Below are 14,887 nucleotides of genomic sequence, written 5' to 3' on the forward strand. Positions count from 1 at the left end.
GTAGTTCCTCCTTTTTTATCGAATGTTATTCCTATATATTATATTATTATTATAACCGAACTTTCGTCCCTTTTCCATCCCTCTTTGCGGCTTTTAACCGTCCGAGGGCAACTTCTTTTCCTTTATAGTGAGCAGTTCCGTCGACATCCGGCAGATAGACATGTTCCAGCGTATCTTCCTTTTCGAGACGGATCCCGCGAACGCCGCGGCTGTTCTTTTTAAGTTCCGGGATCTCCGCGAGCGGGAATTTTAAGAACATTCCATCCACAGTCTGGAGAACCACATCTCGCTCCCCGTCGACTTCCGTGCCGATTTCCCGGATCTCCACAAGTTTATCATCTTCGGCGAGCTTCGTTGCGACAACGGTCTTGTTTGCCGTCATAAATTCCTCACCGGGAACGATCTTTACGGATGCCTGGGATGTCGCGAACAGGAACTTTTTCCCTGCAAGGCCGGAAGCCGGAAGCATAAAGAGAAGTGTCTCCGTCTTGCCGTCAAATTTGCTGACATTCTCGATAGGGATTCCTTTATCCTTCATTTTGAGCGCAGGGAACTCGGCGACTTTCACCTGATACATGGTTCCGGTATCAGAGAACATGCAGAGTTTATCATCTGTCATCACCGGGAGGACGCGGACATTCTCGCTGTCCACCGTTTCCTGGTTTCTCTCATAGATGGAGCGGTCCATCGTCTTGCAGTAGCCGAAGCGGTCCATAACGAAGATCACTTCCTTCGCTGCTTCCTTCGCCTCCACATAGACCATCTCCTCGCCGTCCTCGATGAGTGTTCTTCTCGGCTCTGCGAACTCTGCCTTGATCGCATCGAGATCTTCCTTGATGACAACGTCCATGTTTTTCTGGTTGGAGAGGATATGCTGATATTCCCGGATCTTCCGCAGGGTCTCTTTATACGATTTCTGGAGTGCAAGGATCTCGAGGCCGATCAGCTTATAGAGGCGCATCTCGAGGATCGCTGTCGCTTGGCGCTCGGTAAAGTGAAGATTCTTTGCATCCTCCTCAAAGCCCGGCACACGGAATCTGATCTTTTCGGTATTTCCCGTCATCAGGCATTCCTTCGCGTCCTTCATGTTCTTTGAGCCGCGGAGTACGGCGATGATCAGGTCGATCACGTCGCAGGCCTCGATGAGACCTTCCTGAACCTCTTTCTTCTCCAGTTCCTTTTCGAGGAGCACATTGTACTTCTTCGTCATATTCCGGTACTGGAATTCCAGGAACGTATTTAAGATCTGTTTGAGGTTCATCGTCTCCGGGCGTCCCTCATCGATCGCCAGCATATTGACGCCGTAAGTGTCCTCCAGCTTCGTCTTCTTGTAGAGGATCGCCTTGATCTTATTGACATCGGCGTCCTTCTTGAGCTCCAGGACGATTCGGATGCCTTCTTTGTTTGACTGGTTCGAGATGTCCACCACATCGGTGAGTTTTCTCGTCTCCACGAGATCGGCGATATCGACGAGCAGTTTGTTGATCCCGGCGCCGATCATCGTGTATGGGATCTCTGTGATCACGAGCTTGTCGCGGTCCGCTTTTCTTCTTCCGAGCTCCACCTCGATCTTTCCGCGGAGCTTGATCTTTCCGCTCCCGGTTTCATAGATCTGTAAAAGATCGCTCTTGTTCGCGATAATACCTCCGGTCGGGAAATCCGGTCCCGGCATATATTCCATCAGTTCTTCCACGGTGAGAAGGCGGTTGTCGATATACGCCTTCACCGCATCGATCACTTCGCCCAGATTGTGGGTCGGGATGCTGGTGCTCATTCCGACTGCGATTCCCTCCGCGCCGTTTACGAGAAGGTTCGGCACACGGACCGGAAGGACTTCCGGCTCTTTTTCCGTCTCATCGTAGTTCGAGACGAAATCCACGGTCTTATCAAGATCTTTTAAATAAACTTCTTCCGCGAACTTCTTTAAGCGCGCCTCAGTGTATCGCATGGCTGCAGCGCCGTCACCTTCGATCGAGCCGAAGTTTCCGTGACCATCCACCAGAGCCATTCCTTTTTTGAAATCCTGGGATAATACGACTAACGTCTCATAGATCGAGCTGTCACCGTGCGGATGATATTTACCCATCGTATCGCCGACGATACGGGCCGATTTCCGGTGCGGCTTGTCGTGGTCCAGATGGAGCTCGCTCATATCATAGAGAACTCGGCGCTGTACCGGCTTTAAACCGTCTCTGGCATCCGGGATCGCTCGTGAGGTGATGACGCTCATGGAGTAGTCCAGATAGCTCTTCTGCATCTCCTCCGAATATTCAGTTCGCAATATTTTTTCAGACATGGTAACTTCTCCTTTTATGCGTCGATCTCCGCCTCATCGGCATGATCATAGATAAATTTCTTTCTCGGCGGGACATCACTTCCCATCAGAAGCTCCGTCACCTCACTCGCCATACGGGCATCTTCGATCTCCACCCGCTTTAAGACACGGTTTTCCGGGTTTAAAGTCGTCTCCCAGAGCTGGTCCGCGTCCATCTCACCGAGACCTTTGTAGCGTTGAAGCGTAAAGTCCCCGGAATGGCTCCTTCTGTACTCTTCTAACGCCTTGTCATCGTACAGATAGCGCTCTTCCCCGCGCTTCGGAACGACCTTGTAGAGCGGCGGCATCGCGATATAAACGTGACCGTCGTAGATCAGCTCCGGCATAAAGCGGTAGAGGAACGTCAGGAGCAGGGTGTCGATATGGCTTCCGTCCACATCGGCATCGGTCATCAGGACGATCTTATCATATTTCAGTTTTGTGATATCAAAGTCATTTCCATAACCTTCAGAAAATCCGCAGCCGAACGCGTTGATCATCGTCTTGATCTCGGCGTTTGCCAGAACCTTGTCCATCGATGCCTTTTCCACGTTTAAGATCTTTCCGCGGATCGGCAGGATCGCCTGAAACTGACGGTTTCTTCCCATCTTTGCGGAACCGCCGGCGGAATCTCCCTCGACGATGAAGATCTCACATTTCGACGGATCACGGCTCTCGCAGTTTGCAAGTTTTCCGTTGCTGTCGAAGGAGAACTTTGACTTGGAGAGCATGTTTGTCTTTGCTTTTTCCTCCGCTTTCCGGATCTTCGCGGATTTTTCTGCACAGGCGATGATCGCTTTTAAGGTGTCAAGGTTACGGTCAAAGAAGCGCTCCAGCTCCTCCCCTGTCATCGTGAACACGGCCTTTGTCGCATCGGCACTGGCAAGTTTTGTCTTTGTCTGTCCCTCAAAGATCGGATCCGGGTGTTTTACGGCGACAACGGCCGTCATGCCGTTTCTCGTGTCAGCACCGGTAAAGTTGCTGTCTTTCTCCTTTAAGATGCCGAGTTCCCTCGCGTAGGAGTTGATCAGCTGGGTAAATTTCGTCTTAAAGCCCACCAGGTGGGATCCGCCCTCCTGGGTAAAGATGTTGTTGCAGAATCCGAGGATATTCTCCTCAAAGGCGTCCACAAACTGGAATGCGACTTCCACTTCGATCTGGTCTACACTGCCCTTAAAATATACCGGCTCATGGATCGGTTCTTTTCCGTTGTTCAGTTCACGGACATAAGCGACGATCCCGTCAGGCTCATGGTAAGTTACGCTTTCCTCTTCGCCCGCACGTTTATTTACATAGTGAAGGATCAGCTTCGGGTTTAAGTATGCAGATTCATGAAGGCGGCTCTTCAGCCACTCCGCCTTGAATTTTGTCTTCTCAAAGATCGTTGGATCCGGCAGGAAGTTGATCTCCGTTCCCGTCTCCTTCGATTTTCCGATCACCGGAAGAAGACCGTCCTTCAGCTCAACGACCGGATGCCCTTTCTCATATTCATCATAATATACTTTTCCATCTCTGGAAATTTTGACCTTCATCCGTTCCGACAGAGCGTTTACAACAGAAGAACCGACGCCGTGAAGTCCGCCGCTGGTCTTATAGGAATTATTGTCGAATTTTCCGCCCGCGTGAAGAGTTGAGAGGACCACGCGCTCTGCGGAGACGCCTTTTTTATGCATCTCCACCGGGATCCCGCGGCCGTTGTCTTTTACGGTACAGGATCCGTCCGCCTCCAACGTTACCGTGATCTCTGTACAGAATCCGGCCAGGTGCTCGTCCACCGCATTGTCGACGATTTCGTATATCAAATGGTTTAAGCCCTTAGTTCCAACGCCTCCGATGTACATTCCGGGACGTTTGCGGACTGCCTCCAGTCCTTCCAGTACGGTGATACTGTCAGCATTATACTGTGCTTTCGCCATGTAAAGACCTCCAATTATAAGTCATAAACTGCGGCAGAGAGCATTTCCCCGCCGCAGTTTCATTTTTATTTTCGTGGCCGCTGCATAATGCTCCGGCCATGTTTTGTAGTCAGCTTTTCCTATTATACACTCAAAACTTCCAGAATTGCAAGTGTTTTCTATCGAACATATATTCGAAAAGCAGATGAAAACACGCTTCGCGGGTTTCCCCTTGTTATCGCGACAGTCGCCAGGGTCTCGCGCAAGCGCGGACTTTGGCTCGCTGTTCGCGTAAATAAAAAGCCTGCGGAAGATCCCCCACAGGCTGATGTACTGAAATTTATACTCCACCGAACCGGAGCACGATCCCGATCACAGCGGAAGCCGCGATGAACGCTACCGGGTGAAGTCCTTTTGTTTTTTTGCAGATCGCGGTGAAATAGTAGAGCACCACGAGAAGGACGATGCTGCGGATACTGATCAGGTCTGTGATCTTTCCGCTCGCCGCGAAGGCGTCCTTATGAAGAAGGACCAGTGAAAGGACGGAAAGCCCTGCCGCCGCGATCAGGCCTGTGGAGGCCGGGCGGAGACCGTAAAAGGCGTTCTGGACATATTTGTTTGTCTTAAATGCCTTTAAGAAGCCGGCAATGATCAGGATCACGATGATCGACGGTGTGATCAGACCGAGTGTGGCAATGACTGCGCCGACCGGTCCGGCCGTTGTAAAGCCGACATAGGTTGCCATGTTGACGCCCATCGGTCCCGGTGTGGACTCGGAGATCGCCACCATATCGGCAAGCTGTCCGTAAGTGAACCATCCGGTCTTGTCGGAGATATTATAGAGGAACGGCAGTGTCGCCATTCCGCCGCCGATCGCGAAGAGTCCGGCTTTGAAAAATTCGAAGAATAATCGGATCAGGATCATCATTTGGAAGCCACCTCCTTATTCTTCAGGATAATTCCAACAACCGCCGCAAAAATTACAAATACGATAGGGGAAAGATCTGTCAGCGCGGAGCCGAGGATCACGAGCACGCAGATCACAAGTGTCGGCTTATCGACGACCGCTTTTTTCCAGAGCTTTACGACCGCATTGAAGATCAGGACGCAGACACAGACACGGATCCCCGCGAAAGCGTTCTGGACGATCGCAAGGTGTGCGAAGTTCTGGATAAACGCTGCGATGACCGTGATGATGATCAGGGACGGGAATACAACTCCCAGGGTTGCAACAATACCGCCGATCGGACCTGCGAGTCCCTGACCGACGAAAGTCGCTGTATTTACCGCGATAACGCCCGGAGTACACTGTCCGATCGCGTAATAGTCCATAAGTTCTTCTTCCGTTGTCCATTTTTTTTTCTCAACGACTTCTCTCTGGAGGATCGGAAGCATCGCATATCCGCCGCCAAAGGTAAGACCGCCGATTCTGGCAAACGTAAGGAAGAGATCGAGTAATCGATTCATGTTTTTCTCTCCTTTATTTTCAAAGTTATGTATTATAATAGCTCAAACAAGAAAAAAAGGCAAGGAAAAGGTAGATCCTCTCTCCTTTTCCTTGCCTTCTGACCTGAAAAAATTTCAGAAACTTTGCAAAACAAGTCTCTTCCGCATTACTGAAGATCTTTTTCCGGGATCATTCCGTTTAAAAGATTCAAAACGACATTATTGTCGACCACCATGATCATGTTGGAACCGTCAAGCTGGATATAACGGTATGTCTGATCTGGATTTGCATAGGTTCCGACATAGACTGTGAGAGATTTCTTCTCTCCGTTTACCGTAAGCTCTGCCTGGAAGGTGTTGCGCGTATCCGTCGTCAGGTCTGCATTTGTAAGTTCCTGACTCAGGATATGATAGCTCGCATAATCAAATGCCTTGAGGTTGTTGATCCCGTCTGCGATCTTCGTCATCGCTTCCGTATCGGAGCTGCTGATGGTCGTTGTCTTTCCATCCATTGTGATGGAGACACTCTGAATATCCGATGGGGAGATCTGAAGATCAAGACCGTCACGGACAACAAGTGTAGAGTAATCGAATACCAGGGAATCCACGGTGGCAGCCTTTATCGTGTAGATCTTCTTTTCATCGGAAAGGTAATAATTGCCATCGGCGTCCTGATTTCCGATATCCATGGTGATTGCTCCTTTTTCTCCATCTGTGATCGTAACCGTATATGCCGGTTCGCTCAGCCCGTAAGAAGAAAGATCACTGCCGTCTGCATCCGCGATCTCGGAAACTGCGTGGAGATTTAAGAAGTTCCGGGCCATCGCATCAAATTTATCCTGATTGATCGGGATCGCGGAATCCATGGCATCCAGCCATACTCCGTCCTTCTTTTTAAAGATCATGTCGGTGTCCGCACTGGAATAATCGAAGTCGATCGGTGCATTTAAGGAATATACCTCGATATCAGCGCCGGAAAAGTCAGGTTCCACGGTCTCATCACGGATCTCAGCGATTTCCACCTTTGGAGAGCCGGATTCTTTTGTGCCGGAAGAAGAACAGCCGGTAATGCTTGCAGAAAGTGCTGCAGTCAGGAGCAGTGCTCCTAATAATACATGTTTTTTCATATTTTGTAATCCTCTCATCGTTAATTGTTGGCAAAGCTTTATTTGTGCCAACTATAGCACACCACTGTGTACTTTTTGTGAATTTGCCATACCTTTTCTTTCCACAGCGGCAATATCCCTGATCACGCGGTCCCATGCGGATCATTTCTGCTCTATCTGTGATCAGATTTCCTCCGCCGCCGGAACCTCCCGCAAAAAGTGGATCCGGTCCGAGACCTCTTCCCCGAACGCAGTCGTGTAGATATCCAGATATTCCTCATAGGAGCACGGTATTCCGTTCGACAGCATCTCCATCTCGGTTCCCCAGAGATCGATATCGTAGGGCAGCATCGTGAACCCATTCCGGAGATAGAACTTCTTCCGGCGTGTACGAAGGAAAAGTTCCTCCTCATCCACACATTTTGTACTCTCGATCTCAATGATGAGCCGCATGCCCTGATATTTCCCGCGAAGTGCCCTAAGGGCTGCGGATCCCACGCCATGTCCGCGCGCCTGATCAGCGATCGCAAAATAATCGAGCAGGACGCGGTCTCCCGCTTTCGCCATGATGGCGAGACCGAGAAATCCGTTATTCTCCTCGATCGCCAGGATCTCGACAAGTCCTGTCTCCTGACCGGCGGTGATCATGGAAAACGGCTTTTTCTCACATGCCGGGAAGGCGGTCTCATAGAGTGCATGGACCTCCTCCAGGCGCTTTCCTGAAAATACCTGTTTCAGTTCGATCATCATAGATTCTTTCCTCTTACTTTCAATCGTCGTTGCCGCCCGGCACCATTGGGTCCAGGCGGTTTATTTTTCGTTTTCTCCGCTCTCGAACATCAGGCGGAACAGGCGTTTTCCGCCCTCCGTCCGGAAATTCCGGATAAATACGTTTTTCTGCATATCCGGCGTGGAGCCGTCCTCAAAGAGGTTGACAAGGAAGTCCGCCTCCACGAGGATCTGGTAATCCATTCCGTCAATGTTGTCGTAGGTATGGTGGTGTCCCACGAGATAGCAGACGCGGTCAATGACCTCCTGCGGCCAGGAAAGCGCCGTGAGCATCGTCCGTGCCTCTCCCGGACCTTCCATCTCCTGATATTTTCCGGTATTCCGTCCATATTTCTCTTCCGCCTTGTGAATTCCGATATCATGAACGATCGCTGCGGCCTCCAGGACCTCCTGGGTGTATGGATCGAGGTTCTCCGCGAGACCGATCAGTCTCGCAAACTCATGCACCTTTAAAAAGTGCTGGATCCGTCGTACATCCTTATCGTCATAGCGTGTCATTTCATATAAGAGTTCATCAAGTCTCGTCATGTATGTCATTCTCCTCTTTTTCTATAAATTCAGCTTCTCGTACTTCTCTTCCATAAACCGGTCAAGCCGCTTTCTCAGTTCCCGGTTTTCTTCCTCTTCCAGGTTCTCATCCCTCGCCAGAAGCCGGTTCACATCCTCGGACACCTTTTTCAGTGTCACGGCATCCGTATAGATATCCGCCAGCTGGAATTCGAGATCGCCGCTCTGGCGGATCCCGAAGAGATCCCCCGGGCCCCTGAGTTTGAGATCCTCGGAAGCGATGTAAAAGCCGTCGTTGGATTTATTTAGGACCTCCAGACGCCGGTTTTTCTCCTTGTTTCCGGACGCGTTGACCATGATGCAGTAGGACTGCTTGTCTCCGCGCCCGACGCGCCCCCTAAGCTGGTGGAGCTGTGCAAGACCGAACCGTTCGGCATTCTCGATCATCATCACCGTTGCGTTCGGCACATTGACGCCGACCTCGATAACGGTGGTGGAGACCAGGACCTGGATATTCCCTGCGGCAAATTCTTCCATGATCTTATTCTTCTCTTTTCCCTTCATCTTTCCGTGGAGGTATTCGACCCGGATCCCCGGCAGATTTTCCCTTAAAATCTTCGTGTAGTCCAGGACATTCTCCGCCTCGATCATCTCGCTCTCCTCCACCATCGGGCAGATCACGTATGCCTGGCGCCCATTTTTTACCTCGTTTTCGATAAAACGGTAGGCGCGCGGGCGGTAGCTCTTGTTGACCACGCAGTTTTTGATCGGGAGACGGTTCGCCGGAAGTTCATCAATTACAGAGATGTCGAGATCTCCGTACAGGATGATCGCCAGGGTCCTCGGGATTGGCGTCGCGCTCATGACGAGCACATGCGGCAACTGTCCCTTGCTTCCAAACATTTCCCGCTGGGCGACGCCGAAACGGTGCTGCTCATCCGTGATGACGAGCGCCAGATTGTCATAGACGACCTTCTCCTGGATCAGGGCATGCGTGCCGATGATGATATCCGCTTCGTGCGAAGCAACCTTTTCGTAGGCAAGCCGTTTTTCCTTTGCCGTCATGGATCCGGTGATGAGCACCACTTCCTTTTCGACTCCATGTGCGGCAAACAATTCCGCCACAGACTCATAGTGCTGTCTCGCGAGGACTTCAGTCGGGACCATCAGCGCGCCCTGATACCCATTTTCACAGACCGCCAGGAGTGCCAGGACCGCGATGATCGTCTTGCCGGAACCAACGTCACCCTGGATCAGGCGGTTCATGACGGAGCCGCTCTTTAAGTCTCCCAGCACCTCCTCCAGGGTCCTCAGCTGGGCATTCGTGAGCCTGTACGGCAGATCTTTCAGGAGTCTTCTGCATTCTTCCTGCTTTTCTACATGAAACGGGCTCCGGATGTTCTGGCGTTTTTCCTTTAAATGGCGCACAGCCAGAAGAAAGAAGAAGAACTCGTCATAGACGAGCCGCTTTCTCGCAAATCTCAGGTCTTCCTCGTTTGCCGGAAAGTGGATGTGCTCGATCGCAAAATTATACTCCGCAAGTTCGTTGGAGATCCTTAAGCTGGCCGGAAGATAATCCCTCTCCAGGGTGCGGATCGCGAGCGCCTGTTCGACTGCGGAGGTGATCGTCTTATTTCCAAGACCTTTTGTCTGTGCATAGACCGGGCGCATGCTGGATAAAAGTTCCTCATATGCCTCCGGTTTAAACATCTGGGGCTGTTCCATTGTGAGACCGTTCTTCTTCCGGATCACACGTCCGCGGAAAATAAAGTGACTGTCCGGACGGAGCGTATTTTTCAGGTACGGCATATGATACCAGACAAGGCGCAGTTTCCCTGTCATGTCGCTGATCGTCGCCTGGACGATCGAAAGCCCATTGATATGGACGCCGGTCGCTCCGCTCTTTAAAAAGCCCTCTACAGCGCCGGTCTCATCCTCGGAGAGCTCGCCGATCGCCTTCGGCTCCCTGTACGTGTCATATCCCTTCGGATAGTAATGGAGCAGGTCATCGATGGTGCGGATCCCGACTTTCTCAAAAAGTTTTGCTGTTTTTTCTCCGATCCCTTTTAAGGTCTCTATGGACTGGTCGTTTGCCATCGGTTTCATGCTCCTTTCTCATTTCTTCTGGCCTCATATCTGCATGCCAGGATCCGCCGCGGACTATTCCTTTCAACCGGGCGGCAACGGAAAAAGCTGCCTCGTCAGGTCTCTTGACCAAAAGGAGCAGCTTTTTCTGTCGTTGTACATATGTCGGGAAATACAGGATCGTACAGAAACACTCTGAGCGGTTCCTGCAATTTCCGGGACACTTTTCTGCTTACTCTACAGAGAGCAGGTAATAATAGATCGGCTGACCGCCGTCGTTTAATTCCACTTCACAGTTCGGGAATGCTTCCTGCGCCTTCTTTACGAGCGCTTCGGCTTTCTCTTCCGTCACATCTTCGCCGTAGTAGACGCTGATGAGTTCTGATTCATCATCCACCATGCGTTTTAAGGTTTCAAGAACCGTCTCCTCCACATCCTGACCGACTGCCAGCATGCCGGAATCGCCGATTCCCATGATATCGCCCTCGTGGATCTCCATTCCGTCAATGTTTGTATTGCGGACTGCGTAGGTGATCTGGCCGGTACGGATATGTCCCATCTCAGCAGTCATGTTCTCAAGGTTCGCTTCCGGAGAAAGATCCGGGAGGAAGTTGATGAGAGCTGCGATTCCCTGCGGTACGGTCTTTGACGGAACGACGAAGATCTTCTTATCTTCCACAAGACTCTTTGCCTGCTCTGCGGCAAGAATGATGTTCTTGTTGTTCGGAAGGATATAGATCACGTCAGCGTTGACCTTATCGATGGCATTTAACATATCTTCGGTACTCGGGTTCATCGTCTGGCCGCCCTCGATCAGATAGTCGGCACCGATCCCCTTAAAGATCTCGCCGAGACCTTCGCCGATGGAGACAGCGATAAATCCGTATGGCTTTCTCGGCTCATCTGCAGCCGGAGCTTCTTCTTTTGCCTCCGCCGGGGCATCCGGTGTCTGGGCAACGTTCGACGCGTTCTGGATCAGACGCTCGTGGTGCTCCTCGCGCATATTGTCGATTTTCATTCTGGAAAGGGAACCGTAGGTTAAGCCTTTCTCGAACGCGAGACCCGGATGGTTCGTGTGAACATGGACTTTGATGATATCGTCATCGGAGACAACGACAACACAGTCACCGATGGATTCCAGATATCCTTTAAACTTCTGCTCTTCCTCCATATCGTACGGTTTTTCCACGTTTACGATGAACTCAGTGCAGTAGCCGTATTTAATATCCGATGTGGAAAGATCATCACTTCCTGCAGCCACCTTCGGCTTTGCGGATCCTTCATTTCCGGAGGCCGGAGCGACCGCATCAAACGGGATCCCTTTTCCTAAAAGACCGTCAAGACCGCCTTTCATGACCTGCATCAGACCCTGTCCGCCGGAGTCAACTACACCCGCCTGTTTTAATACCGGGAGCATCTCCGGAGTCTGGCTTAATACATAGTCACCTTCCTCGATCACCTGGGTCAGGAAGTCGATCACATCGTCAGTCTGTGTCGCAAGATCAACGGCCTTTTCTGCCATTCCCTTTGCAACTGTTAAGATCGTACCTTCCTTCGGCTTCATAACTGCTTTATAAGCAGTCTCAGTCGCGCGGGTAAACGCGTTTGCCAGAGTTGTTACGGTAATCTCATTGGATTCCTTGATCTCCTTTGTAAAGCCGCGGAATAACTGGGATAAGATAACGCCGGAGTTACCGCGGGCGCCTCTTAAGGATCCGGATGAGAGAGCCTTCGCGATGGACTCCATTGTCGGATTCTCGATCGCAGCCACCTCTCTTGCTGCGGCCATGATCGTCATAGTCATATTCGTACCCGTATCACCGTCCGGAACCGGGAATACGTTTAATTCGTTAATCCATTCTTTTTTTGCCTCAAGGCCTTTCGCTGCGGCCAGAACCGCTTTCTGTAAGAGAGCGGCATCTACGGACTTTAATTCCATGGATTTTACTTCCTCCTTAATCTATCACTCGAACGCCTTCAACAAAGATATTGATCTTTTCAACCGGCATTCCCGTGAACTCTTCTACTTTGTATTTCACACTCTCGATCAGGTTATCCGCTACGGTCGAGATGCTGACGCCATAGGATACGATTACGTGGAAGTCGATTTCAATTGCATTATCATTGATCGTTACATTGATTCCGTGAGTCAGGCTTTCTCTCTTTAAAAGCTTTACCAGACCGTCTTTCATACTTACTGCAGCCATTCCCACGATTCCAAAGCATTCTACCGCTGTCGTGCCGGCATAAAGAGCGATAACATCGGTGTCGATCTGGATCTGTCCCATTTTATTGTTAATACATCCCTTCATACTCTAAGCCTCCATTCCTACTGATAATAAGCGCCGTATCCTGATATCAAGGCGCAAAAGTTCCTTTCTTATTGAACTTTGATAACCTTAATATACCATATCCCGTTTTCTCTGTCCATGGGATTCCACCTATTTTTCAAAAAAATGTGAAATTTTTAAAAATTTTGCTTGCAAAATACGCAATCTTCTGCTATGATATCCATGTTATGGATTTTTGCATCCAACCGTATGAATGATTAAGGAGGTGGAATCATGGCTAAATGTGCTATTTGCGAAAAGGCGGCTCACTTTGGTAATGGAGTAAGCCATTCCCATAGAAGATCCAATAAAATCTGGAACGCGAATGTAAAATCTGTAAAGGTTAAGGTTAACGGCGGCTCCCGCAAGATGTATGTATGCACTTCCTGCTTAAGATCCGGTCTCGTTGAGAGAGCTTAATCCTCCTTTTACAAGATAGGGAAATGAAATGAAGGCATCCTCATGTGAGGGTGCCTTTTTCATGTGCCCGCATATTTTTTTATTCAGATCTGCATTCCCAACAGAACGATTCAGATACCTTTTCCAATAAAATTCCCGACCAGCTCTCCAAGCAGCGAAGCGACCGTAAGGGCCACTACTCCTCCCACGAAAATTTTTTTCGAGATCCGCTTTGGTTCCGGCCCGTAAAACAGGGCAAAAATCAGTGAGATCATCACGATTCCCGGGAGTCTCAGTTGATCTGACAGCCAGGGAATATCCGCTAAAAGCTTCGAAACAATGATCGCTATCACGCAGAACCATCCATCACCCTCAAAAATTGGTCCCATAAAAGTCCTCCTCTCCATCTTTATACTTCCGTGTTGTAACTATTCAGTACCTTCATAGTTACACGCAAAAATCCATTCCAAATCAGCTTCGCTGATGGGATTTTTGCCCTCCAGCCTATGTTTTCTTACGGTCAGCGCAGCAAGTGCGCAGACCTACTGAACAGTTACTCCGTGTTTACATTATATCAAAAACATTCCTATATATCAAACGTCTTCTCTGCGTCTTGATAAAAAATTTTGGCACACCTGCTCATCACGAAAGTAACAAGAATGGGGTGTGCCGTTTTTCGACTCCTTTGCCCGAAAAATCAGAATTGAAGATCCGGCATCACTCATCTGTCCTGTTTTACCCGCAAAACAGATTATATCCCACGATCATAAGCGCTGCCGCCGTAATCACAAGAAAAAAGGTTGTCGGCAATATCAAGGCCCAGGTCATGCCGAAACCCACGCAGAACAGCATGAGACCGCATAATCGCTTCATATCCATTCTCCCTAAACAAGATAGGGAATCGAAATAAAGGCATCCTCAAATGAGGGGGCCTTTATTTTTCGTATCTATAAAACTTCTGTGAGCATCTATTATTAGTAGCTCGATCTTTTTATTCATTCTTTACCAGTATTCGCGACTTTCCATCGCAAAACCTATTATATTATCCGAAGGATATATGATATACTCTTGTTTCTGCACTCATATCCGAGTTATTGTCAGGCATTCCCTTACTTTTCTTTTTTTGCTTGGAGCATTAATGGAAATATTTCTATGCAGTATACTAATAACGGAAATATTTCACACATTTTCGTTGGAAATCCTTTATAATATAATAATAAACATGCTATCGATACACCAAAAGTGAAAAACAGAAGTTTTCTTTGATATTGTAGAAGTTCTATCCATAAAAAAAGCGCTATTAATATTATAGTTGCCATATAACCACTAGGAATATCCTTATCTAAATATAGCATATATGGAATTATTGTACCAAATAATATTAGAAAATACGAAAACCATTTAGTACGATTTGCATATATCCGTTTCCATATCATCGTCTGTATAATTTCTTGAAGCAATACAATTATAATTCTCGTTATTGTGAACTTTGTTTTTGCAAGCAAGAAATGGACAATAGGTGTGATTATTAATAAAAAAAGCATGTGTCACCTTCTTAATTAGATTTAGAAAAACTGATTTTTGCTTTAATAGCCTTCATAGAAAACTAATATCATATCAGCAAAACAGATCTCAATAGGAATAAATAATTTTGCGATATTAGCAGTTAGCATAAGCGTTTTAATTAATAGTATATTTAAAATATGAAGAGTCTGTCACATATCCCAAAAACCAAAATCCACCATCAGAATAAGATGGATCAGACTCCCACACCTCTTTGCATTTATAACGAAAAGTCATTGTAACCACGTCATCATTAGCAGCTACGTCAATCAGTGCTTTTATAGATGCCGCACATTTGCTGACTTTACTTTTGGCCACACCGGTAAAGGCTGCAACTCCGGCATATCCTACAATCACTGCTGTTATAGATATAACAGAAACAGTTACAGTTATCATACTTGTGTCTTTTCATAAACACGTCCTCCTTTATCTTTTTCATCTATATAACGGTCA

14 protein-coding genes are annotated in these 14,887 nt (G+C 48.7%); 1 reads left to right on the plus strand and 13 read right to left on the minus strand.

All coding sequences use genetic code 11. The annotated features are described in order from the left end of the window. Nucleotides 1-49: 49 nt before the first annotated feature. The 10 genes from V2546_RS13600 to V2546_RS13645 form a co-directional block, all read right to left on the minus strand. The gene (locus tag V2546_RS13600; protein ID WP_329752608.1) at nt 50-2,296 is read right to left on the minus strand and encodes a DNA topoisomerase (ATP-hydrolyzing); all 2,247 of its coding nucleotides are present in this window, start codon (nt 2,294-2,296) and stop codon (nt 50-52) included. 14 nt (nt 2,297-2,310) lie between these two features. Continuing rightward, nucleotides 2,311-4,230: a DNA gyrase/topoisomerase IV subunit B gene (locus V2546_RS13605; protein ID WP_118298159.1), complete on the minus strand. Its 1,920-nt coding sequence runs from the start codon at nt 4,228-4,230 to the stop codon at nt 2,311-2,313. 319 nt (nt 4,231-4,549) lie between these two features. Further along, nucleotides 4,550-5,134, minus strand: coding sequence for a chromate transporter (locus V2546_RS13610; protein ID WP_118321109.1), 585 nt, complete (start codon nt 5,132-5,134; stop codon nt 4,550-4,552). Beyond that, entirely contained in the window at nt 5,134-5,676 is a 543-nt protein-coding gene (locus V2546_RS13615) for a chromate transporter (protein ID WP_118298157.1), read from the minus strand. The genes V2546_RS13610 and V2546_RS13615 overlap by 1 nt, the downstream gene beginning before the upstream one ends. A gap of 146 nt (nt 5,677-5,822) precedes the next feature. After that, entirely contained in the window at nt 5,823-6,782 is a 960-nt protein-coding gene (locus tag V2546_RS13620; RefSeq protein WP_182426842.1) for a DUF4340 domain-containing protein, read from the minus strand. 162 nt (nt 6,783-6,944) lie between these two features. Continuing rightward, entirely contained in the window at nt 6,945-7,511 is a 567-nt protein-coding gene (locus V2546_RS13625; RefSeq protein WP_329752609.1) for a GNAT family N-acetyltransferase, read from the minus strand. A 60-nt stretch (nt 7,512-7,571) separates the two neighbouring features. Further along, nucleotides 7,572-8,078, minus strand: coding sequence for an HD domain-containing protein (locus V2546_RS13630; protein ID WP_118298154.1), 507 nt, complete (start codon nt 8,076-8,078; stop codon nt 7,572-7,574). Between the two features lie 21 nt (nt 8,079-8,099). Continuing rightward, the gene (recG, locus tag V2546_RS13635; protein WP_486463598.1) at nt 8,100-10,163 is read right to left on the minus strand and encodes an ATP-dependent DNA helicase RecG; all 2,064 of its coding nucleotides are present in this window, start codon (nt 10,161-10,163) and stop codon (nt 8,100-8,102) included. A 211-nt stretch (nt 10,164-10,374) separates the two neighbouring features. Continuing rightward, entirely contained in the window at nt 10,375-12,081 is a 1,707-nt protein-coding gene (locus tag V2546_RS13640; RefSeq protein WP_329752610.1) for a DAK2 domain-containing protein, read from the minus strand. Nucleotides 12,082-12,097: 16 nt separating this feature from the next. Further along, nucleotides 12,098-12,454, minus strand: coding sequence for an Asp23/Gls24 family envelope stress response protein (locus tag V2546_RS13645; RefSeq protein WP_015554579.1), 357 nt, complete (start codon nt 12,452-12,454; stop codon nt 12,098-12,100). Nucleotides 12,455-12,706: 252 nt separating this feature from the next. On the opposite strand from V2546_RS13645, the gene rpmB reads away from it, so the two are divergent. Next, entirely contained in the window at nt 12,707-12,892 is a 186-nt protein-coding gene (gene rpmB, locus V2546_RS13650) for a 50S ribosomal protein L28 (protein ID WP_015554580.1), read from the plus strand. A gap of 110 nt (nt 12,893-13,002) precedes the next feature. Here rpmB and V2546_RS13655 read toward each other — a convergent pair whose 3' ends face one another. The 3 genes from V2546_RS13655 to V2546_RS13665 form a co-directional block, all read right to left on the minus strand. Beyond that, entirely contained in the window at nt 13,003-13,260 is a 258-nt protein-coding gene (locus V2546_RS13655) for a hypothetical protein (RefSeq protein WP_329752611.1), read from the minus strand. A 346-nt stretch (nt 13,261-13,606) separates the two neighbouring features. After that, a complete protein-coding gene (locus tag V2546_RS13660) occupies nt 13,607-13,744 on the minus strand; it encodes a hypothetical protein (protein WP_021904979.1) in 138 nt (45 codons plus the stop codon). Nucleotides 13,745-14,551: 807 nt separating this feature from the next. Further along, nucleotides 14,552-14,830, minus strand: a complete 279-nt coding sequence (locus V2546_RS13665) for a hypothetical protein (RefSeq protein WP_329752612.1) — start codon at nt 14,828-14,830, stop codon at nt 14,552-14,554. Nucleotides 14,831-14,887: the final 57 nt, after the last annotated feature.

It is taken from the genome of Clostridium sp. CM74B_53, assembly GCF_036318045.1.
In the GTDB taxonomy this organism is placed as follows: domain Bacteria; phylum Bacillota; class Clostridia; order Lachnospirales; family Lachnospiraceae; genus Pilosibacter.